We start from the raw sequence: 19,295 nt of genomic DNA on the forward strand, positions 1-19,295 counted from the left end.
GCGTCACTCCTGGTCGAGGGCCCTCCGCAGGGTCGCGAGGAAGGCCCGCAGGTCGTCCGGCCCCGCTCCGTCGAGCACCCGCCGCATGACCGCGGCGCCGACCACCACTCCGTCGGCGTGCCGGCCGGCCTCCCGCGCCTGGTCAGGCGTGGAAATGCCAAATCCTAGCAAGATCGGCCGGTCGGTGCTGCGTCTGAGCCGCGCGGTGAGCTCCGCCGCCGAGGCGGCCAGGGTGGCCCGCTCGCCGGTGGTGCCCATCAGCGACACCGCGTAGACGAATCCGCGGCTGCGGCGCGCGATCTCGGCCAGCCTCGGCTCCGGCGTGGCCGGGGAGGCCAGCAGGACCAGGTCGACCCCGGCGGCGGCGGCCACGTCGGCCAGCTCGTCGGCCTCGTGCACCGGCAGGTCGGGCACGATCAGGCCGTCGACGCCGGCCCGGCGCAGCGCCGCGCAGAACGCCTCGGGACCGTCGTGCAGCACCAGGTTGTAGTAGGTGCTGGCGACCAGCGGCACGCCCAGGTCCCGGACCTCGGCCAGGTCGGCGAGGATCCGGCGGGTGCTCGCACCCCGCGCCAGCGCCGCCTCGCTCGCCTGCTGGACGGTGACGCCGTCGAGCGTGGGGTCGGAGAAGGGCAGGCCGACCTCGACGGCGTCCGCCCCGGCCGCGGCGAACGCCCGCAGGTACTCCGTCCAGCCGGGCGTGATGCCCCCGGTGACGTACGGCATGAGCAGGGCGCGGCCGGTGTCGCGGCGGGCACGCAGGTGGCGTTCGACCGCGCCGGTGGTCAGGATGTCCGTCACAGCAGCTCCTTCAGGGTGGAGATGTCCTTGTCGCCCCGGCCGGACAGCGTCATCAGGACGGTCGATCCGGCGGGCAGCTCGCCGCCGGCCGCGCGGATCACCCAGGCCAGGGCGTGCGCCGATTCGAGCGCCGGGACGATGCCCTCGGTGCGCGCCAGCCGCAGCGCCGCGGCGACGGCCTCCTCGTCGGTCACCGAGACGTACCGGGCCCGGCCCAGCTCGCGCAGGTGGGCGTGCTCCGGGCCGACCCCCGGGTAGTCGAGCCCGGCGGCGATGGAGTGCGCCTCGACGATCTGCCCGTCGCCGTCCTGGAGGAACAGCGAGCGGCAGCCGTGCAGGACGCCGAGGCTGCCGCGGGTCGCTCCGGCGCCGCCCTCCGCCTCGACGCCGACGAAGCGCGCGGGGGTGTCGGCGAAGCCGGCGAACGTGCCGGCCGCGTTGGAGCCGCCGCCCACGCACGCGACGACGTGATCGGGCACGCCGGTCCGCAGTGCGGCGGCGAACTGCGCGCGGGCCTCGTCGCCGATGACCCGCTGGAACTCCCTGACCATCCACGGATAGGGGTCTGGCCCGATGACCGAGCCGACGCAGTAGTGGGTGTCGCCGGTGACGCCCACCCAGTGCCGCATGGCCTCGCTGGTGGCGTCCTTGAGCGTACGGCTGCCGGTGGTGACCGGGACCACCTCGGCGCCCAACATGCGCATGCGGAAGACGTTCAGGCCCTGGCGCTCGATGTCGCGCTCGCCCATGAAGACGGTGGCCTCCAGCCCGAGCAGCGCGGCGGCGGTCGCGGTGGCCACGCCGTGCTGGCCCGCCCCCGTCTCGGCGATGAGCCTGCGCCGCCCCATCCGCCGGGCGAGCAGGGCCTGGCCCAGCACGTTGTTGATCTTGTGGGAGCCGGTGTGGGTGAGGTCCTCGCGCTTGAGACAGAGGCGCACGCCCAGCTCCTGCGACAGCCGGCGGGCCGGGGTCAGCGGGGTCGGCCGTCCGGCGTGCAGGGCGAGCAGTTCCGCCAGCTCGCCGCGGAAGCCCGGATCCGCCCACGCCTCCCGGAACGCCTCGTCCACCTCGCGGCACGCCTCCACCAGGGACTCCGGCGCGTACCGGCCGCCGTACTCGCCGAACCGGCCCCGGGCCCCGGGCTGGCCCATCAACCCGGCCGCCGGGACGGGGTCACGCCATGGTGACAGATTTGGCATCTCACTCACCTCGTTCTATAACTCTTGGAAGAGTTCTATAACAGTGAGTGTGGCATGCGTGAGGTGCGCCGCGCCACCCCAGGGCGCGGGTGCCTGGTCTGGCTCGGTCAGCCTTCCGGCTCGTCCGCGGACGGCACGCCGTGGCCGGCGGAGGCGTCCGCCGGCACGGCGCCGAGGAGGCGGGCGCCGAGGGCGCGGACGTGCGCGACGAGTTCGGCCGGTTCGTGCACCTCGAACGGGACGCCGAGCTGCGCCACCCACATCGCCAGCTCGTCCAGCGAGTTCGACCCGGCGGACAGGACGCACGAGCCGTCGCCGGCCGGCTCGACCACCGCCATGGTCGGCGGCATCCGCGCCGCGACGACGTCGGCCGGGGCGTGCACCGTGAACCGCCCCCGGTAGCGGTAGGGATCGACGGAGATCCGCTCGGAGACGTAACGGACGAGGTCGGCGCCGGGCGGCTCGCGGGGCGTGAAGCGCGGCCCGTTCGGGGTGTGCAGGCGCATCCGGTCGACGCGGAACGTGCGCCAGTCGTCCCGGCCGCTGTCCCAGGCCACCAGATACCAGCGGCGGCCAGAGTTGACCAGCCGGTAGGGCTCCGCGGCACGGCGATCCCGCACGCCGCCGTGGGAGCGGTAGTCGAACCGCAGGCTCTCCCGGTGGCGGACCGCCGCGGCGATCGCCGTGAGCACGGCCGGGTCCACGGCCTCCGCCGACCCCGCCAGCGGCACCGTGACCGAACGCAGGTCACCGACGCGGCTCCGGAGCCGGGCCGGAAGGACCTGTTCGAGCTTGGACAGCGCGCGCACCGAGGTCTCCTGGATCCCCGTCACGCCGGAGACCGCCGCCGTGCCGAGCCCGATGGCGACCGCGACCGCCTCGTCGTCGTCGAGCAGCAGCGGCGGGAGCCCGGCCCCGGCGCCGAGCCGGTAGCCGGCCGTGCCCGGGGTGGCCTGCACGACGTAGCCGAGCTCGCGCAGCCGGTCGACGTCGCGGCGGACCGTACGGTGCGAGACGCCGAGCCGTTCGGCCAGCTCGCCGCCCGGCCACTCCCTGGGGGTCTGCAACAGCGACAACAACCGCAGCAACCGCGCCGACGTCTCCAGCATGGCGTCCATCCTAGGACCGGAGCTGTCCTAACCCGCCCCTACCGTGAGGGACATGAACGACGACCTGCGCCTTCACCCGTTCCGCATCGATATCCCGCAAGCCCTGCTCGACGACCTGCACGACCGCCTGGCGGCGACCCGCTGGCCGGACGAACTGCCCGGCGTGGGCTGGTCCTACGGCGTCCCGGTCGGTTATGCGAGGAAGCTGGCCGAGTACTGGCGCACCACGTACGACTGGCGGGCCGCCGAGGAGCGGCTGAACGCCTTCGACCAGTTCACCACCCGCGTCGACGGCCAGAACGTGCACTTCCTGCACGTCCGCTCGCCCGAGCCCGACGCGCTGCCGTTGATCGTCACGCACGGCTGGCCGGGCTCGGTCGCCGAGTTCATGGACGTCATCGGCCCGCTCACCGACCCCGCGGCGCACGGCGGCGACCCGTCCGACGCCTTCCACGTCGTCGCCCCGTCGATCCCCGGGTTCGGCTTCTCCGGTCCCACCACCGAGACCGGCTGGGACCTGGAGCGGGTCGCGCGGGCGTGGGCGGTGCTGATGGACCGCCTCGGCTACCACCGATACGGCGCGCAGGGCGGCGACAGCGGCTCGGTGATCTCGCCGATGCTCGGCCGCGCCGCGCCCGGGAACGTCGTCGGCGTGCACGTCAACGGCGCGCTCGGCTTCCCGACCGGCGACCCGGCCGAGTTCCAGGGGCTCACCCCCGCCGAACTGGCCCGTCTGGGCCAGTACCAGGACCAGGACCGGGCCGGTTACGCGATCCTCCAGGCGACCCGGCCGCAGACCCTCGCGTTCGGCCTGCACGATTCCCCCGCCGCGCAACTGGCGTGGATCGTGGAGAAGTTCAAGGAGTGGACCGACCCCGGCCGCGAGCTGCCCGAGGACGCGGTGGACCTCGACCAGATGCTCACCGACGTGAGCATCTACTGGTTCACCCGGACCGCAGCCTCGGCCGCCCGCCTCTACAAGGAGGGGCAGAAGGGCTGGGGCGCGGTGGCCGAGTACTCCGGGCTGCCGCACGGCGTCGCCGTCTTCCCGGGGGACGCCGGGGTGCGGCGGATCGCCGAGCGTGAGCACAACGTCGTGCACTGGTCGCAGTTCGACCGAGGCGGCCACTTCGCCGCGATGGAGGCTCCCGACCTGCTCGTCGAGGACGTCAGGACCTTCTTCCGCCCCCTGCGCTGACCTCGGGGGCGGCGGCCGGTGTCACCGTCGGAGCTGGGAGGCGGCCGTCCGGATGGCCACGGCGTACGGCTCGTCGGCCGCCCGGGTCGAGGGTGGCAGGTCGGCGAAGGGGACGAGCGCCGGGTGGCCGGGATCGCGCGTGCTCGTCCACGCCGACCAGGCATCGTGGACGTCCTCGGCGCTCACCGCCTCGTCCTTGGCCCGCAGCAGCACCGCGTACAGGACGAACAGCCCGGCGGCGTCGTCCGGCGGCGTCGTCCGGCGGCGTGGCCTCGGCCGGCAGCAGGCTCCGGATCAGGCGCGCGTCCGCGTCCAGATAGCTCATGCCAAGAGTCTGCCCGCCAGCAGCAGCAGATGCAGCATCACGAACAGGCCGGGCACGATCCGTTCGGTGCTGCCCAGGTCGGCGTAGCGTCCCCGCCACGGCCCCGTACGGCTGGCCAGCAGCGTCTGCCACTCGCTCCCGAACGGCCGCACGGGAAGCTTCAGCTCGATCTCGTTGATGACGGCGAACTTGGCCCGGTTGAGATCGCGGTAGCTGCGCAACTGCACCCACCACGTGCCCGACAGCACCACCCCGACCAGCGCGAACACCGCCGAGACCGGTAACGATCGCGCGCCGGTGAACAGCGACAGCGCCGAGACCGACAGCAGCGTGCTCTGGATGGACAGGAAGAAGGCGTTGGCCAGGGTATGCCGGGCCGAGACCCGATCGGCCATCTCCACCGCGATCTTGTAGAGCTCGATCACCGGCGCCAGGTCGTCGCCGGGGGCGGGCGGCGTGGACAGCTCGGCACGCGGGGCAGTCACCGTCGATCACCTCAGTCGTTTCTGCGCGTGGGACAGGACGTGGTACGTGGCTCTGTGGCCGCCGACGGGCACCTGGCCGACCAGCAACGTGCGGGTGCCGTCGCCGGCGTTGGGCGCGGGGTCGAGCCGGTGCCGCATTGATCCATCTCCGTTCCCACAGAGTGTGAACACCCAAGATCCCCGGCGCATGAGTAGCCCCTACTCAGATACGGGGGCCATCCGGAATGGAACGTCAGGATCGTCACCGCAGTCAACCCATAGGCCCGATCCCGCCTGACACCGCAGCGGATCAACCGGCCCGAACCCGGCGGAACCGGCCGTGGCCAGTGAGGCGGGCGGACACGCGGCGACGTCAGGCGATCGGGAGGCGCGGCGGCGGCGGTGGTGGTGGCGGCACGGTGGCTCTGGCTCTGGCTCTGGCGCGGGGGCGGGGGCGCGGCTTCGGAGGGCTTCAGCCGGGGAGCACCTTCTCGGCCAGCTCCCGGATGACGCGCGCCACCTCGGCCGGCTTCTTCAGGTCGGCTCCGTGGTCACATCCGGCCAGCACCACCCGCTCGGCGCGCGGCATCACGCGCTGGACGGCGTCCAGCCGCTCGGCCAGGTGCGCCGGGCTGCGCTCGCCGCCGAGCAGGACCGTGGGAACCTCGATCGCGGCGTAGGCGTCGAGGCGTACACCCAGCCGGTCCATCGCCTCCAGGTCGTCGAGCTGCCTGGGGATGAGACGGCGGTAGCGCGGGACGAGAGCGGTGATCGCGCCGGCGAGCCAGGCCTGCCGGCCCGGCAGGCCGACGGTGTCCCGGATGAAGACGGTCAGCGCCCTGCCCGGCCTGCCCGACGCCATCGCCGCGCGAGCCCGCCGAAGCACCTCGCCGCCCTCCCCCGACAGCGGCGGCCCGATCACCGCCGACGGCTCGAAGATCACGGCGCCGGCGAACGAGGACGGCGACGCCACCAGGGCCTCCAGCGCGACCACCCCGCCGGAGGAGTGACCGTAGAGGACCACCGGCCCTCCGGCGGACCGTACGAGCGCCAGCAGGTCTTCGACCTCCTGCTCCACCTGGACGGCCGCGCCGCGATCCGGCCGGTACTGCAGGCGGTCCGGTCGCAGCACCCGGTAACGGCCGGACAGGAGCGCAGCCACTTTCCCGCATCGCCTTCCGTCGGACAGCCCTGGATGGACCATCACGATCGGCGGCCCCTGCCCCTCGTCGTGAACACGCACCGCGTCTCCTCATTTAGCATTGCTAAGGACGTCACTTAGCAACGCTAAGCTACTCCCATGCCCGTCGACAAGAGGCCCGGCCTGACCAAGCACATGCTGATCGACACCGCACTTCGCCTGCTCGACGAGGTGGGGCTGGAAGGGCTCACGGTGCGCCGGCTCGCCGCGGAACTCGGCGTTCAGTCCCCCGCGCTGTACTGGCACATCCGCACCAAGCAGGAACTGCTCGACGGGATGGCCGACGCGATCTGCCGGGCTCCGGGGATGGGGCCGCCGCGTGACGACGAGCCCTGGCAGGACTGGCTCCTGCGCCGCGCCCGGGCCTACCGCACCACGCTGCTGGCCCGGCGCGACGGCGCACGCGTGGTCGCCCACGCCCGGTCGATGAGTCCCGAGACCGTGGCCCTGTTCGAGCAGGAGCTGACGGCCATGGTCGAACGCGGCTTCACACCGGCACTGGCCCTGCACACGATCGCCACCGTGACCTACTACGTGAACGGATTCGTCCTCCAGGAGCAGGCGGCGTCGTCGTCGCCGGGATCCCTGGACAGCGTGCCGCCCACGCTGCTGGCCGCCCTGCGCGAGGGCGGGGGGCCGGTCGGCGAGGCGGCCTTCGAACACGGCCTGCGGGCCCTCATCGACGGGACGTCCGCCGCGCTGTCCCCCGGCACCGGAACCTGAGAGGCGGCCGACGCGCTGCCGCCTGCCGCCATGTGCACGCGGTCTGCACCGGCACGGGCCCGACGCCGGCACCGACGAGGAGCCGTATCGTTCCCTTCAGCCCCCCCGACGCGCCACGAGCGAGTCGCTGCCGCCATCGAACCCGGGCCTACCTCGTGGGATCCCCGGCTCCCGACGCATGATCGGATGCGAGCTCGCCGTGCCGGACCGGCCCCTGGGCCTGCAGTTCGGCGGCGACCGCTCGCTCCCGGAGCCGGGCGGCCTCCGCGCGTGCCGCCTCCAGCTCGGCCCGTACGTCCGCCAGCCGCATACGCTCCAACCGCAACTCCCCCAGCAGCTGATCGCGTTCCTTGACCGCCGCCGCGGCCCGCGCCTTCTCCCGCGCGTGCTGTTTGTGCTCCTTGGCCAGCGCCGCGGCGGCGTCCTCCGCGGCCGCCGCCAGCTTCTGTGCCAGGTCGCCCGCCTCGGTCGCGGACCGGGCGGCCTCCCGCTGCGCGACCGCCCGGTCCCGTTCGGCCTCGGCGGCGGCGCGTTCGGCGCGTTCGGCCCGCGCCACGGCCCGCTCCCGCTCCTGCGCCGCCGCCTCCTCCCGGGCCCTGGCCGCGATCACCGCACGCTCGGCCAGCTCGCGCGCCCGCCCGGCCGCCGCCGTCTCCTCCCGGGCGCGATCTCTCTCCTCCCATGCCCGGTCGGCCTCCAGCCCCGCCTGTACGGCCTGCGCCCGCGCCTCCTCGGCCCGCTCCTCGGCCGCCTCCACCTGTTCGGCCAGCTCCTGAACGACCTGATCCCTGGTCTGCTCGGTCAGCTCCGCCTGACGCGAGGTCTCCTTCACCCGCCGTTCGGCCTGCTCGGCCCGCCGGATCGCCTTCTCGGCGGTCTGCAACGCCTGCCGTTCGGTGCTGGCCGCCTCGCGCAACGCGGCGAGAGCCTGCTCGCGGGCGCGTTCGGCGTCCTGGAGCGCGGTCTCGCGCTCGTTCTCGGCCTCCTCCAGCCGTGCGCGCATCTCGGCGGTCTGACGGCGGGCGTGCTCGGTGGCCTCACGGGCGAGGCGAATCTGCTCGAAGGCCTGTTCACGTTCGGTGCGGGCGATCGCGACACGCGTGTGCGCCTCGGCCTGGACGGCGCTGATCTTGGCCTCGACCCCGGCCGGGCTGAGCTCGTCGGCCAGGGCCTTGGCCAGCGGCTCGATGGCCGCGACGAGGCCGCTCTCCATCCGGTCGTACAGCTGCTCGGCCCTGGCCAGCGCGCCTTCCAGCCCCGGGGTCGCCCGCCGCAGCTCCCGCTCCCGCTTGGCCGCCGCCTGGCATCCCTTCTCCGGACAGTACGACTTGGGCCGCCCTCTGCCCGGCCGCTGCTCGATGGGAGCTCCACAATGCTTGCAAGGCGTCACCACGCCGACCTCCGCAGTCACGGCGACACCCTAACATTTTCTAATTTCTGGAAATTCAAATACAGAATTTGACCGTGAGCGGGGGACGACAAGGCGAAGGCACGCCCGTATGACGTGCGCGAAGGACCGGACTCCGGCGCCGCAGGTCAACGCCCTGGCGGCGTTCGGCGATGGGGCGTCTGCCGCCGGGCGCCGACCCGGCCGTGCCGCCTCCGTCCGAGCAGCCGGGCGTGCGGCGTCTCCGGCGTGTCGTCGCCCACCTCGCCCCCGCCGATCGCCGGCGTGCCTCGGCAGCACCGGGAGCCCGTACGCGTCCACCGTCACGGACGTGGCCGTCGGGGTCTGTCGTCGGGCGCAGCTCCCACCGTCGTGTCCGGCGCGGACGTGGCCGTCGGGAACCGTCGTCGGGGGCGGCGTCCACGGTCCCTCACGGCGTGCCGAGCCGTGCCTTCCCCCCGGCACAGGTCGGCGACGCAAGAACCGCTTCACGGTCGGGCCGGATGTGAGGTCGGTCACAAAGCGTCACAGGCGCAGAAGGCGTTCCGTCTTAGAGCGCATGACGAACACGGTACGCACCTCCGCCCTGATCACCGGAGCCAACAAGGGGCTCGGCCTGGAAGCCGCCCGCCGCCTCGGCGCCCTCGGCTGGACGATCTTCCTCGGCTCCCGCGACGAAGGCCGCGGCAAGGCAGCCGCCGCCCGGCTGGCCGACGCCGGCACCGACGTGATCATGGTCCCCCTGGACGTGACCTCCGACGCGTCGGTGACCGAGGCCTCACGGCTCGTCCGGGAGCACACCGGCCACCTGGACGTGCTGATCAACAACGCCGGCGCGCCGGGCAACGTCGTCCCGCCCGTGGACGCCACGGCCGACGAGATCCACGCGGTCTACGACACCAACGTCTACGGCCCGATCAGGGTCACCCACGCCTTCCTGCCCCTGCTCCAGGCCGCCGAGCACCCGCGGGTGGTGATGGTGTCCAGCGCCGCCGGCTCCTTCGCCGTCGTCACGGACCCCGATCAGCCCGTCTCGACGATGCACGAGCTCGCCTACAGCTCCTCCAAGGCGGCCCTCAACATGATCACCGTCCGGTACGCCCAGGCGCTCCCCCACATCAGGTTCAACGCCGTCACCCCAGGCGAGACCGCCAACCACACGTTCGCCGCCACCGACATGAACCACCACACCGGCCGGCTCACCGTCACCGAGGGCACGGACTCGATCGTCGAGCTCGCGACGGCCGGCCCCGACGGCCCGACCGGCGTCTTCGTCGACCGCCTCGGCCCGATCGCCTGGTGACCCGCGTGCGTCACCGGACCCGCCCACCTCGTCGCGAGGGGGTCCAGCCGTACGACTACCGTACGGAAGCATCCCCGAACGAGAAGGCCGAGACGATGAGCCGCGGTACGTCAGCCGACGAGGCGCAGCCCCCGCCCACGCCCACGTCCCCGCCCCCGCCCACGACGGGCGAACCGGACGTGACCGGCTACCGGCCGCTGCTGTTCTCCATCGCCTACGGGATGACCGGATCCGTGGGCGACGCCGAGGACATCGTGCAGGACGCGTTCCTCGGCATGACCCGGGCGCGCAGGGCGGGCACCGGGATCACCGATCCGAAGGCGTACCTGACGACCGCGGTGACGCGGCTGGGCATCGACCACCTGCGCTCGGCGCGGGTGCGACGGGAGACGTACGTGGGCGAATGGTTGCCCGAGCCGGTCGTCGCGCACACCGGCGAGCCGGGACCGGCCGAACACGCCGAGCTGGCCGACTCGCTGTCGATGGCGTTCCTCGTGCTGCTGGAATCCCTCTCGCCGGTGGAGCGGGCGGTGCTCATGCTGCGCGAGGTGTTCGGGTACGGCTACCAGGACGTCGCGAGGATTACCGGCAAGACCGAGGTGAACTGCCGGCAGATCCTCACCCGCGCCAGGCAGCGCATCGCCGCCGGCAGGCAGTCGCGCGACGGCGCCCGGCCCTTGGCGCGGCGGGCGGAGGGCGAGGAGCTCGCCCGCAGGTTCTTCGACGCGGCCGACGGCGGCGACCTGGACGCGCTGCTCGGCATGCTCGCGCCCGACGTGGTCCTGCACGGGGACGGCGGCGGCAAGGCGCAGGCGATGGCCCGACCGGCGGCCGGGGCGTCGCGCGTCGTCAAGATGCTGGTCGCGGGGCTGCGCAGGGTCCGGGCGCTCGGCGTCTCGGCGCGGACCGCCTGGGTCAACGGCCGCCCGGGCGCGGTCATGTACGACGCCGAGGGGCGCGTGGCGGGCGTGGTCGAGCTCGACGTGGCCGACGGCGTCGTCCAGGCGATCCACTCGGTGGTCAATCCCGACAAACTCGCCCACCTCGGCCCGGTCTCCGACATCGCCCGCCTCCCGCGGCGGTAGGCCCTCGCTCAGGAGGCGGCGGCGGTGCAGCGGCGGGCCAGGCGGGCGAAGGCGTCCTTCAGCTCGGCGGGGCCGACGACCTCGATGTCGGCGTCGAACCTGCCGAGCGTGGCCGCCAGCCCCAGCCACGACCACGACCCCATGACGAGCCGGCAGCGGTCCGGTCCCGCCTCCTCGACGACCCCGTCCCGGACGTACCGGGACACGACCGTCGCGGGCAGGGTGAGGATCACCTCGCCGCGGCAGGGCCAGGCGCCCGCCTCGTCCGAGCCCCGGAAGCGCGCGGTCACGAAGGCGGCCACCTCTCCTCCGGGCAGCTCGCGCGGGGTGAAGCGCGGCCCGGTGGGGGTGCGCGGGCTGACGCGGTCGGCGCGGAAGGTGCGCCAGTCCGCGCGGTCGAGGTCCCACGCCACGAGATACCAGCGGCCGCCCCAGGTGACGAGGTGGTGGGGCTCCACCCGCCGCGGCGGCCGGAGCGGGCCGCCGTCGTCCGCCTCCGACGGGTAGTCGAAGCGCAGCACCTCACGGGCATGGACGGCGGCGCTGAGCGCGATGAGCACCCCGCTGCCGACCTGCGGCTCCGGCCGTGGGCCTGCCCGCTCGACGGCGGTGACCTGAAGGGTGTCGATCCGGTGGCGCAGCCGTGCGGGCATGACCTGCCGGACGGTGGCCAGTGCCCGCGCCGCGGCCTCCTCGATGCCGGCCCCGGCGGTGGTGGCGATCTGGAGCGCGATGGCCAGCGCGACGGCCTGCTCGTCGTCGAACAACAACGGCGGCAGCTCGCTCCCGGCGTCGAGCCGGTAGCCGCCGTCGGGGCCCTTGATCGCCGCGATGGGGTAGCCGAGGTCGCGCAGGCGGTCGACGTCGCGGCGTACGGTGCGCGGGCTGACCTCCAGCCGCTCGGCGAGCAGCGCGCCCGGCCAGTCGCGGCGCATCTGGAGCAGTGAGAGCAGGGCCAGCAGGCGTGCCGAGGTCTTCTGCATGTTCTCCATGGTGCCGCAAGAAGAGGCCACAACCTGACCGCTTCCCTTGCCAGCATGGGCACCGCGAGCGGGAGCCGGACGGCTCCCGGCGACCATGAGCCCAAGCGGCAAGGAGACTGCCATATGTCCGTCAATGTTGTGATCCACCTGAACTTCCGGGGCGAGGCCGCCGCGGCGCTCGCGTTCTACCGGTCCGTGTTCGGCGGGGACGTCACCGTCGTCACCTACAAGGACGCCGGGAACGTCCAGGACCCCGCCGACGCCGACCGGGTGATGTGGGGCCAGGTGGCCGCGCCCGGCGGCTTCCGCGTGATGGCCTACGACGTGCCCGCCCACCTGCCCTGGGACCAGGGGGAGAACGCGTTCTTCGTCTCGCTCGGCGCGGGCACGGCCGAGGAGGCCACCGCGTACTGGGACGGGCTCGGCGAGGGCGCGACCGTCGTGCGGCCCCTCGGGCCGGCGCAGTGGGTGCCGCTGCACGGCATGGTGAAGGACCGGTTCGGGGTGACCTGGATCGTCGAGCACGGCGCGTCCTGAAACACAGGTGGCGGAGAGATGACCGTTCTGAGCACCAGGGCGCTCAACCGGGCCACGCTGGCCCGGCAGTTGCCGCTCGACCGCGCCGGCCTGCCGGTCCTCGACGCCGTCGCGCACCTGTGCGGCCTTCAGGCGCAGGAGCCGCAGGAGCCCTTCACCGGGCTCCCGCCGCGCGGGCTGTGGCGGGCGAGGGCGGGCGTGCGCAACCTCCCGCTGTCGTCCTGGCTGGGCCGCGAGGTCGACCCGCCGTCCGCTGACGGCTCCGATCCCGTGGGCCAGGCTCTCGTACGGCGCTACCTGGCGGCCTACGGCCCCGCCGCCACGGCCGACCTGCGCGCCTGGTCCGGCCTGGCGGGCCTGCCGGCGGCCGTGGCCGCGGTACGCGAGGAGCTGGCCGCCTTCCGGGACGAGCGTGGCCGGGAGCTGCTGGACCTGCCCGGCGCGCCGCGCCCCGACCCCGGCACGCCCGCCCCGGTGCGGTTCCTGCCGGCGTTCGACAACGCGATCCTCGGCTACGACGACCGCGGCCGGATCATCGACGACGCCCACCGCGGCCTGTCGGTCGCCGGCGCCCGGGTGGTCCTGGTCGACGGCCGGGTCTCGGCCACCTGGACCGTCGAGGACGACACCGTCCTCGTCACCCCTCTGCGCGGCCTCTCCCCGGCCGAGCGCGCCGCCGTGGCCGAGGAGGGAGGGGCACTGGCGTCGTTCCTGTCCGACGGCGGCAGCGACCGCACGCGGCTCGTCCCGTCCTGAACCGGCCGCCCGCCGGCCCGAGCACCCCACCTGCGGACAAGGCTGATGAGATACCCACAGGGTCGGCCATACTGTCAGGACCGCAGGGGCACTGGTGACGAACAGGCCGGCGGGTAGGAGGTGAGGACGAGAGGAGCCGACACATGAACGTGCCCGAACATGACGCCGGGCCGCACCAGCCGCAGGACGAGCGTCCCCGCCAACTGTGCGACCTGACCCACGTGGGCGCGTACGTCGTGGACGACGGGGGCCGGATCGTCGAGGTCTCCCCGCACACCGAGGCGCTGCTGCGCCGGCCCACCGCTGAACTTCTCGGCGGTGACGCCCACGACCTGCTCCACCGCGGCCCGCGCGGCGAGACGCTGCCGCGCAGCCGCTGCGCGATGCGGCGCCCCCTCATCACCGGCGGAACCTCCCAGGGCGAGCGGGAATGGCTGGAGCGCGGCGACGGCTCCCTGCTGCCGGCCTCCTGGCTGGTCACCCCGTGCGAGCTCGGCGACGGCACGACCGGGGCGCTGGTGCTCTTCCACGACGCCGAGGAGCCCGGCGCGCACGCCAGGGAGCCGATGCACGAGACGTCGATGTCCGAGCTCGACCGGCTGGCCCTGCTGGCGGAGACCACCACGACGCTCACCTCCAGCCTCGACGTGGACGAGACGCTGCGCCAGCTCGTCCGCCTGGTGGTGCCGCTGCTCGCGGACTGGGTGGTGGTGGACCTGCTCACCGAGCACGGCGGCGTGACGCGCGCCGCCGTCGTCCACCACGAGGACGGCGTCCTGGTGCACCACGAGGACCTGGAGGGGCCGATGCCCGCCGTGCTGCAGGAGTCGCCGATGCCGCTGTCGCGGGCGTTGCGGGGGGTCACCGCGACGCTGGCCGGGCCGGAGACGTACCAGGGGGCGCCCGACTCCGGCATCGCCGTCTTCCAGCAGGAGCTGTTCCACAGGACCGGCATGCACTCGGCGGGCATCGCGCCCATCCGCGGCGTGCGGGAGGTGGTCGGGGCGCTCACCCTGGGCCGCGCCGAGCGGTCCGGCGCGTTCACCACCGCCGACCTGCTGCTGGTGGAGGACATCGCCCGCCGCGCCGGCCTCGCCCTGGACAACGCCCGCCTGTACGAGCGGCAGCGCCGGGTCGCCGAGACCATGCAGCGCCACCTGCTGCCGCGGCTGCCGTCGGTGCCCGGCCTGGAGATGAGCGCCCTCTACGTGCCCGCCCCCCGCGCCTCGCAGGTCGGCGGCGACTGGTACGACGCCTTCACCATGCCCGACGGCGCCACCGCCCTGGTGATCGGCGACGTGGTGGGCCACGACCTGGAGGCCGCCGCCGGGATGGCCCAGGTCTGCAACATGCTGCGCGCCTACGCCGGCGCCGAGCGGGACCTGCCCAGCACGATCCTCGACCGGCTCGACCGGGCGGTGGTGCGCATGGCGCAGGCCACCATGGCCACCGTCGTCCTGGCCCGGCTGGAGCACACCGAGGACGGCCGCTGGCTGCTGTGCTGGAGCAACGCCGGCCATCCGCCGCCGCTGCTGGTCGAGCGCGGCGGCCGGACCCGCTTCCTGGAGGACGCCCAGGGCCTGCTGCTGGGCACCGGCATCCCCGGCGAGCGCACCGACGCCGTCACCGAGCTGCCGCCGGAGTCCACCCTCGTGCTCTACACCGACGGGCTGATCGAGTCGCCCAGGCATTCCCTGGACGAGGGGCTGGCCCGCCTGAGCCGGTACGCCGCCTCCCACACCCACCGGCCGCTGCACACGCTCGGCGACATGCTGCTGGAACGCGTACGGCCCGAGGACAACGACGACGACGTGGCCATGCTGACGCTGCGCGTGCCGCCCAGGGTCACGGCCCCGGACGCCATGCGCGGCGGCGTGCCGGCCGGCGAGCGGGGCACGCCCGCGCTCTGACGGCCGGCGGGCGTCAGGACCGTCCGTGCCGCGCGCCGGGGCACACATCGCGGTAGGGCACGTCCTTGAGGTACTGCCGCCACTCCCCCTCGCTCATCGTGCGGCCCGCGCGCTCGCACACCAGGCGGGCCACGGACTCGGCGCCGACGGGGATCCGGACGATCGTCCCCGAGGAGTTGCCCGAGACGTACAGGGTCTGGTCGTCGGCGCTGAAGGCGAGCTGGTCGAGGATGTCGATGGGGAAGGAGCCGATGCGCTCGCGCGAGCCGACGTCCCAGACCTGGACGGTGTACACGTCGTCGAACGTCTCCCCGATGGACCTGACGATCAGCGCGAGCAGGGAGCCGTCGTGGCTGAACAGCACGGTCCCGACCTCCGCCCGGGCGGCCACGCGCAGCGCGGGCGGCAGTTCGGCGCCCTTGGCGACGTCCCACAGCTCTACCGTGGCCGAGCCGAGGGCGAGCACCTGGGCGGTGGGGCTGAGCGCGATCGCCGGGCCCGACCGGTTGAAGCCGGGGCTGACGGCCTTGCCGGTGCGCAGGTCGTAGATCTTGCCGCTGCTGGTCACGACCGCCGTGCCGGCGCGGGTGGGCATGATGGTGCCCGTGCCGGTGCTCAGGGGGTGCCGGGCGAGCACCCGGCCGGTGCCGGTGTCCAGGACGATGAGTTCGTTGCGGGCGTCCCGCTCGCTCAGCTCCCTCAGCGACAGCACCAGCCGGCCGCCGTCGGGGGTGAACGCCTTCGACACCACGCTCTGCGTCCGGGGCACGGCGTGCCGCCACAGGCGGCGGCCGGTGGCGACGTCCCAGAGGCCGGTCGAGGAGTCGTCACCGTCGGCGGCCAGCCGCGCGGCCGCCGGGTCGAACAGCTGCCCGGCGACGCCCGCGCTGCCGGCCATCGGGACGCCGAGCCGGCGGCCGTCCCACACGCGCACCGGTCCGGAGTCCTTGGTGGCGGCGGCCAGGCGGCCGTCCTGGCTGAACGCGTCCATCTCGTAGCCCTGCGGCAGCCGGGACGCGGGAAGGCGGGAGGTCAGATCGGCGGTGATGGTCGAGTTGTCGAGAACATAGCGGACGGTGTGACCGTCGGCCTCCAGCCAGACGTCCTCCGGCTCGCCCTCCGCCCGGTAGAGGGCCAGTTCGTCGCCGTCGTCGGCGTCGAGCAGGTGCAGGGTACGGCCCTCGACGGCGATCATCCGGCGCCCGTCGGGGCTCAGCCGCAGCCGCCCGTTCAGCGTGTCGTCCAGGGCCGACTCCTGCCAGAACGGCCGGTCGGTGTCGGGCACCTTCCTGGCGGTGGCCAGGTCGTAGGCCGTGATGTCGCCGTTCGCGCACAGCAGCCGCCTGCTGTCCGGCGTGAACGCCACCACCGGCCCGCACGCCTTGGGCAGGCGGGTGTCCACGGTGAGGCCGGGAAGGCGGATCACCTTCAGCCCGCCCTGGTTGGGCCCGACGCCCGCGATGTACGCCCCGGAGGGCGCGATCGCCGGGGACACGTCCGCCTCCAGCTCGGGGGTGTAGGACGCGCCGGTCCTGGTGTCCCACAGGGACTCCAGGGTGCTCTCGCGCATCACCGCGGCCAGGTTCTCGTTGCCGTCGAAGGTGACGTGCACGTTCGGGCTGTCCTCGCCGACGCGGTGCTCGCGCAGCTTGGCGCCGGTCATGGTGTCCCAGGCGTAGGCCGTGTCCCTGCTGACGACCACCAGCGTGCGCCCGCTCGGGCTGAGCGCCGCCGCCGACGGCAGCGCGTCGAGACCCTTCGGCCACCGCCAGAACGCGGTCTGCCGCCCGGAGGGCACGTCGTAGACCCGCACGCCGTCCTCGCCGGCGATGGCCCGGACCCGCCCGCCGGCCGCCGACGCCGTGGCGGAGCGGCCCTTGGCGCCGGGGTCGCGGAAGACCGCGCTCTCCGGCATCGTCAGCGAGGTCGTCAGGCTCCGCCGGGTGCCGGGGCCGGGGGCCAGCCGCCAGCCGGCCACGCTGAGCAGCATCGCCTTGGCCGGGTCGGTCGTCCGCAGCCGGTCGGCCTCTGCGGCGGCCTGCCGCCCGACCGCCTGGTCGCGCTGCGCCTCCGTCAGTTGGCTCTGTTCGGTCACCTGCCTGCCGCGCAGCACGGCGAGGCCGCCCGCCGCCAGCGCCACCACCAGCAGCCCGGCCAGCGCCGCCGTGGTCAGCCGCCTGCGGCGCACCCGCCGCCTGGCCAGGCCGGTGCCGGCGGCCAGGAAGTCACGTTCGAGCGGGGTCAGCGTGATGTGCCTGCGGCCGGTGGCGGCCCAGGTCAGCGCCTGGTCGAGGCGGCTGCCCTGGAGCAGGTCGCCGTCCTTGTGGCCGTTGCCGGCCCACTGGCGGGCGGCGTCGCTGAGCTGGCCGAGCATGGCGAGCCCGTCGCGGTCGCCGTCCACCCAGACACGCAGCCGCGGCCAGGCGCGCAGCAGCGCGGGACGCGACAGCGCCACGGCCTCGTCCTTCTGCGTCACCAGGTAGGAGAACACCTGGAGGATGTGCTCGATCGCCCGGGTCTCCCGCTCGGAGCGGCCCGCGAGCAGCTCCTCCTTCAGCGCCCAGCGCACGGCCTCGTGCCCGTCGTCGGTGACCGTCACCAGGCGCAGGAACACCTCGGCGGCCAGCTCGCGCTCCTCGGGCGCGAGCGCGCCGTAGGCGTCCTCGGCGATCGTGCCGAGCGCAGGGTCGCCCTGCTCGGGCACGTGCACGCCCCTGGCGGCGCGGCTGCCCGCCGTCAGCAGCCCGCGGGTGTCGGCGTTGTTGCCGCTGACCAGGGCGAGCAGCAGGTCGCGGGCCGTGGGACGGGCCGCCGGGTCCTTCTCCAGCGCGGCCGAGACCAGCGAGGCCAGCCGGGGCGGCAGCCCGCTCAGGTCGGGCTGGGACGACAACACCCGGTGCATGACCCCGCCGAGGTTGTCGGCGCGGAACGGGTCCGCGCCCGTGGCGGCGAACACGATGATCGCGCCCCAGGCGAAGACGTCGGCGGGCGCGCCCGCCCGCTGCCCGGTGAACACCTCGGGCGCCATGTACGTGGGCGTCCCGGCCACCTCGCCGGTCCTGGTCAGCGACATGTCCACGGTACGCGCGACGCCGAAGTCGATCACGCGGGGGCCGTCGGTGCCGAGCAGCACGTTGTCCGGCTTCAGGTCCCGGTGGATCACGCCCGCGTCGTGCACGGCGGTCAGGGCGGTGGCGATCGCCGTGGCCAGCCGGTGCAGGTCGTCCCCGGCGAACCGGCGTCCCTGCTCGACCGCCCGGCGCAGGCTGGGGCCCGGCACGTACTCGCTGACGATGTACGGCCTGCTGCCCGAAAGGTCGCAGTCGAGCACCCGCGCCGTGCAGAACGACGCCACCCGCCCGGCCGCCGCCGCCTCCTTGGCGAAGCGCTCGCGGCTGACCGGGCTGTCGGCCATGTGCAGGACCTTGAGCGCGACCCGGCGGCCTTCGGGGTCGTAGGCGTCGTACACCACGCCCTGACCGCCGGATCCCAGCCGTCCGGCCAGCCAGTACTGCCCAATGCGCTGCGGTTCTCCGCCGTTCGACGCTTCCACGGCGTGTTAGATGTCCCGTCCGGTGTCGAAGTTCCCCTCGCGCAGGTAGAAGTCCAGCGCGGCGGCGGCGGTGAGCATGGCCAGCCCCCTGGACGTGAGCCGGTCGTGCCAGTCGCGGAGCGTGGCCTGCAAAGGCTCGGGGCCGCCCGCCGCGCGTACCTGGTCCAGCACCTGCCGGATCTGCTCCAGGCCGTAGCCGCCGCGCCGGAGCTGGTGGGCCAGCAGCACGTCGCGGACGTCGGCGGAGGTGTAGACGCGGTAGCCGGTGCGCGGGTCGCGCCGGGGCACGGTCAGCCCGGCGTGCTCCCACTTGCGCAACGTCGCCGGCTTGATGCGCAGGCGGCGGGCCAGCGGGCCGATGAACGTGACGCCCGGCTCCAGCTCGCGCGGCGGCGCCAGGTCGCGCAGCGCGTGTTCGACGGCCTCCAGCGTGCGCCGGTCGTCGGCGAGCTGGGCGTGGCCGTCGTCGATCAGGCGCAGCGCCTCCTCGACGCCGCCGCCGTTCACGGCCCGCATGATCGCGGTCGCGGTCGCGTGGCCGTGGGCGGGGATCAACGCCAGGAACGTCCGCAGCGCCGCCGCGTGGCGCGGGGTGTACAGGCGGTAGCCGTGCGGGGAACGCTCGGACGGCGGCAGGATCTCCGCATTCTCGTAGTTGCGCACGGCCTGCGTGGACAGCCCGTGCACGCGCGCCAGATCGATGGGCCGCATCTTGAAGGTACGCCCTCCCAACCGCCTGTAGGTCGGCCAGAAGCTTACAC

Annotated in this window: 18 protein-coding genes; 7 read left to right on the forward strand and 11 right to left on the reverse strand. The window is 74.0% G+C overall.

Going from position 1 to position 19,295, the window contains the following annotated elements; translation table 11 throughout:
- Positions 1–3: 3 nt before the first annotated feature.
- The 3 genes from trpA to ACIHAD_RS37160 all read right to left on the reverse strand — a co-directional run bounded on the left by trpA (position 4) and on the right by ACIHAD_RS37160 (position 3,109).
- Entirely contained in the window at positions 4–801 is a 798-nt protein-coding gene (gene trpA, locus ACIHAD_RS37150; protein ID WP_397359410.1) for a tryptophan synthase subunit alpha, read from the reverse strand.
- The gene (gene trpB / locus ACIHAD_RS37155; RefSeq protein WP_397359411.1) at positions 798–2,000 is read right to left on the reverse strand and encodes a tryptophan synthase subunit beta; all 1,203 of its coding nucleotides are present in this window, start codon (positions 1,998–2,000) and stop codon (positions 798–800) included. Before trpB ends, trpA begins: the two co-directional genes overlap by 4 nt.
- Positions 2,001–2,107: 107 nt before the next feature.
- Positions 2,108–3,109 carry a helix-turn-helix transcriptional regulator gene (locus tag ACIHAD_RS37160; RefSeq protein WP_397359412.1) on the reverse strand — a complete coding sequence of 334 codons (1,002 nt, stop codon included), beginning with the start codon at positions 3,107–3,109 and terminating at the stop codon, positions 2,108–2,110.
- Positions 3,110–3,161: 52 nt separating this feature from the next.
- Between ACIHAD_RS37160 and ACIHAD_RS37165 the strand changes: the two genes are divergently transcribed.
- The gene (locus tag ACIHAD_RS37165; RefSeq protein WP_397359414.1) at positions 3,162–4,307 is read left to right on the forward strand and encodes an epoxide hydrolase family protein; all 1,146 of its coding nucleotides are present in this window, start codon (positions 3,162–3,164) and stop codon (positions 4,305–4,307) included.
- 21 nt (positions 4,308–4,328) lie between these two features.
- On the opposite strand, the gene ACIHAD_RS37170 is transcribed toward ACIHAD_RS37165, so the two are convergent.
- The 4 genes from ACIHAD_RS37170 to ACIHAD_RS37185 all read right to left on the reverse strand — a co-directional run bounded on the left by ACIHAD_RS37170 (position 4,329) and on the right by ACIHAD_RS37185 (position 6,300).
- Positions 4,329–4,520: a hypothetical protein gene (locus ACIHAD_RS37170; RefSeq protein ID WP_397359415.1), complete on the reverse strand. Its 192-nt coding sequence runs from the start codon at positions 4,518–4,520 to the stop codon at positions 4,329–4,331.
- 108 nt (positions 4,521–4,628) lie between these two features.
- Positions 4,629–5,117 carry a hypothetical protein gene (locus tag ACIHAD_RS37175; protein ID WP_397359416.1) on the reverse strand — a complete coding sequence of 163 codons (489 nt, stop codon included), beginning with the start codon at positions 5,115–5,117 and terminating at the stop codon, positions 4,629–4,631.
- A 6-nt stretch (positions 5,118–5,123) separates the two neighbouring features.
- A complete protein-coding gene (locus ACIHAD_RS37180) occupies positions 5,124–5,255 on the reverse strand; it encodes a hypothetical protein (RefSeq protein WP_397359417.1) in 132 nt (43 codons plus the stop codon).
- Positions 5,256–5,568: 313 nt separating this feature from the next.
- Positions 5,569–6,300 (reverse strand): alpha/beta fold hydrolase, encoded by a 732-nt coding sequence (locus ACIHAD_RS37185; RefSeq protein ID WP_397359558.1) that lies wholly within the window; start codon positions 6,298–6,300, stop codon positions 5,569–5,571.
- A 96-nt stretch (positions 6,301–6,396) separates the two neighbouring features.
- Between ACIHAD_RS37185 and ACIHAD_RS37190 the strand changes: the two genes are divergently transcribed.
- The gene (locus ACIHAD_RS37190; protein WP_397359418.1) at positions 6,397–7,020 is read left to right on the forward strand and encodes a TetR/AcrR family transcriptional regulator C-terminal domain-containing protein; all 624 of its coding nucleotides are present in this window, start codon (positions 6,397–6,399) and stop codon (positions 7,018–7,020) included.
- A gap of 148 nt (positions 7,021–7,168) precedes the next feature.
- Here ACIHAD_RS37190 and ACIHAD_RS37195 read toward each other — a convergent pair whose 3' ends face one another.
- On the reverse strand, positions 7,169–8,431 hold the full coding sequence (locus tag ACIHAD_RS37195) for a hypothetical protein (protein WP_397359419.1): 1,263 nt from the start codon (positions 8,429–8,431) through the stop codon (positions 7,169–7,171).
- A gap of 535 nt (positions 8,432–8,966) precedes the next feature.
- Here ACIHAD_RS37195 and ACIHAD_RS37200 point away from each other — a divergent pair.
- Both ACIHAD_RS37200 and ACIHAD_RS37205 read left to right on the forward strand, forming a co-directional pair.
- A complete protein-coding gene (locus tag ACIHAD_RS37200) occupies positions 8,967–9,710 on the forward strand; it encodes an SDR family NAD(P)-dependent oxidoreductase (RefSeq protein WP_397359420.1) in 744 nt (247 codons plus the stop codon).
- Positions 9,711–9,805: 95 nt separating this feature from the next.
- The gene (locus tag ACIHAD_RS37205; protein WP_397359421.1) at positions 9,806–10,795 is read left to right on the forward strand and encodes an RNA polymerase sigma-70 factor; all 990 of its coding nucleotides are present in this window, start codon (positions 9,806–9,808) and stop codon (positions 10,793–10,795) included.
- A gap of 8 nt (positions 10,796–10,803) precedes the next feature.
- On the opposite strand, the gene ACIHAD_RS37210 is transcribed toward ACIHAD_RS37205, so the two are convergent.
- A complete protein-coding gene (locus tag ACIHAD_RS37210) occupies positions 10,804–11,778 on the reverse strand; it encodes a helix-turn-helix transcriptional regulator (RefSeq protein WP_397359422.1) in 975 nt (324 codons plus the stop codon).
- Between the two features lie 123 nt (positions 11,779–11,901).
- On the opposite strand from ACIHAD_RS37210, the gene ACIHAD_RS37215 reads away from it, so the two are divergent.
- From ACIHAD_RS37215 to ACIHAD_RS37225, 3 genes are all read left to right on the forward strand, one after another.
- Entirely contained in the window at positions 11,902–12,315 is a 414-nt protein-coding gene (locus ACIHAD_RS37215; RefSeq protein WP_397359423.1) for a VOC family protein, read from the forward strand.
- Between the two features lie 18 nt (positions 12,316–12,333).
- The gene (locus ACIHAD_RS37220) at positions 12,334–13,071 is read left to right on the forward strand and encodes a DNA glycosylase AlkZ-like family protein (RefSeq protein ID WP_397359424.1); all 738 of its coding nucleotides are present in this window, start codon (positions 12,334–12,336) and stop codon (positions 13,069–13,071) included.
- Between the two features lie 143 nt (positions 13,072–13,214).
- Positions 13,215–14,981, forward strand: coding sequence for a SpoIIE family protein phosphatase (locus tag ACIHAD_RS37225; protein ID WP_397359425.1), 1,767 nt, complete (start codon positions 13,215–13,217; stop codon positions 14,979–14,981).
- A gap of 13 nt (positions 14,982–14,994) precedes the next feature.
- Here the strand turns inward: ACIHAD_RS37225 and ACIHAD_RS37230 are convergent, their stop codons facing one another.
- Both ACIHAD_RS37230 and ACIHAD_RS37235 read right to left on the reverse strand, forming a co-directional pair.
- The gene (locus ACIHAD_RS37230) at positions 14,995–18,534 is read right to left on the reverse strand and encodes a protein kinase (protein ID WP_397359426.1); all 3,540 of its coding nucleotides are present in this window, start codon (positions 18,532–18,534) and stop codon (positions 14,995–14,997) included.
- A 6-nt stretch (positions 18,535–18,540) separates the two neighbouring features.
- On the reverse strand, positions 18,541–19,245 hold the full coding sequence (locus ACIHAD_RS37235; RefSeq protein WP_397359427.1) for a MerR family transcriptional regulator: 705 nt from the start codon (positions 19,243–19,245) through the stop codon (positions 18,541–18,543).
- Between the last annotated feature and the right edge of the window lie 50 nt (positions 19,246–19,295).

Source organism: Nonomuraea sp. NPDC052265, from assembly GCF_044547985.1.
Classification (GTDB): domain Bacteria; phylum Actinomycetota; class Actinomycetes; order Streptosporangiales; family Streptosporangiaceae; genus Nonomuraea.

Excerpts from the sequence above, each read along its gene's own strand:
- trpB (WP_397359411.1), bottom strand. The coding sequence starts at position 2,000 with ATGCCAAATCTGTCACCATGGCGTGACCCCGTCCCGGCGGCCGGGTTG.
- ACIHAD_RS37160 (WP_397359412.1), bottom strand. The coding sequence starts at position 3,109 with ATGCTGGAGACGTCGGCGCGGTTGCTGCGGTTGTTGTCGCTGTTGCAG.
- ACIHAD_RS37165 (WP_397359414.1), top strand. The coding sequence starts at position 3,162 with ATGAACGACGACCTGCGCCTTCACCCGTTCCGCATCGATATCCCGCAA.
- ACIHAD_RS37180 (WP_397359417.1), bottom strand. The coding sequence starts at position 5,255 with ATGCGGCACCGGCTCGACCCCGCGCCCAACGCCGGCGACGGCACCCGC.
- ACIHAD_RS37185 (WP_397359558.1), bottom strand. The coding sequence starts at position 6,300 with ATGGTCCATCCAGGGCTGTCCGACGGAAGGCGATGCGGGAAAGTGGCT.
- ACIHAD_RS37190 (WP_397359418.1), top strand. The coding sequence starts at position 6,397 with ATGCCCGTCGACAAGAGGCCCGGCCTGACCAAGCACATGCTGATCGAC.
- ACIHAD_RS37200 (WP_397359420.1), top strand. The coding sequence starts at position 8,967 with ATGACGAACACGGTACGCACCTCCGCCCTGATCACCGGAGCCAACAAG.
- ACIHAD_RS37205 (WP_397359421.1), top strand. The coding sequence starts at position 9,806 with ATGAGCCGCGGTACGTCAGCCGACGAGGCGCAGCCCCCGCCCACGCCC.
- ACIHAD_RS37210 (WP_397359422.1), bottom strand. The coding sequence starts at position 11,778 with ATGCAGAAGACCTCGGCACGCCTGCTGGCCCTGCTCTCACTGCTCCAG.
- ACIHAD_RS37215 (WP_397359423.1), top strand. The coding sequence starts at position 11,902 with ATGTCCGTCAATGTTGTGATCCACCTGAACTTCCGGGGCGAGGCCGCC.
- ACIHAD_RS37220 (WP_397359424.1), top strand. The coding sequence starts at position 12,334 with ATGACCGTTCTGAGCACCAGGGCGCTCAACCGGGCCACGCTGGCCCGG.
- ACIHAD_RS37225 (WP_397359425.1), top strand. The coding sequence starts at position 13,215 with ATGAACGTGCCCGAACATGACGCCGGGCCGCACCAGCCGCAGGACGAG.
- ACIHAD_RS37235 (WP_397359427.1), bottom strand. The coding sequence starts at position 19,245 with ATGCGGCCCATCGATCTGGCGCGCGTGCACGGGCTGTCCACGCAGGCC.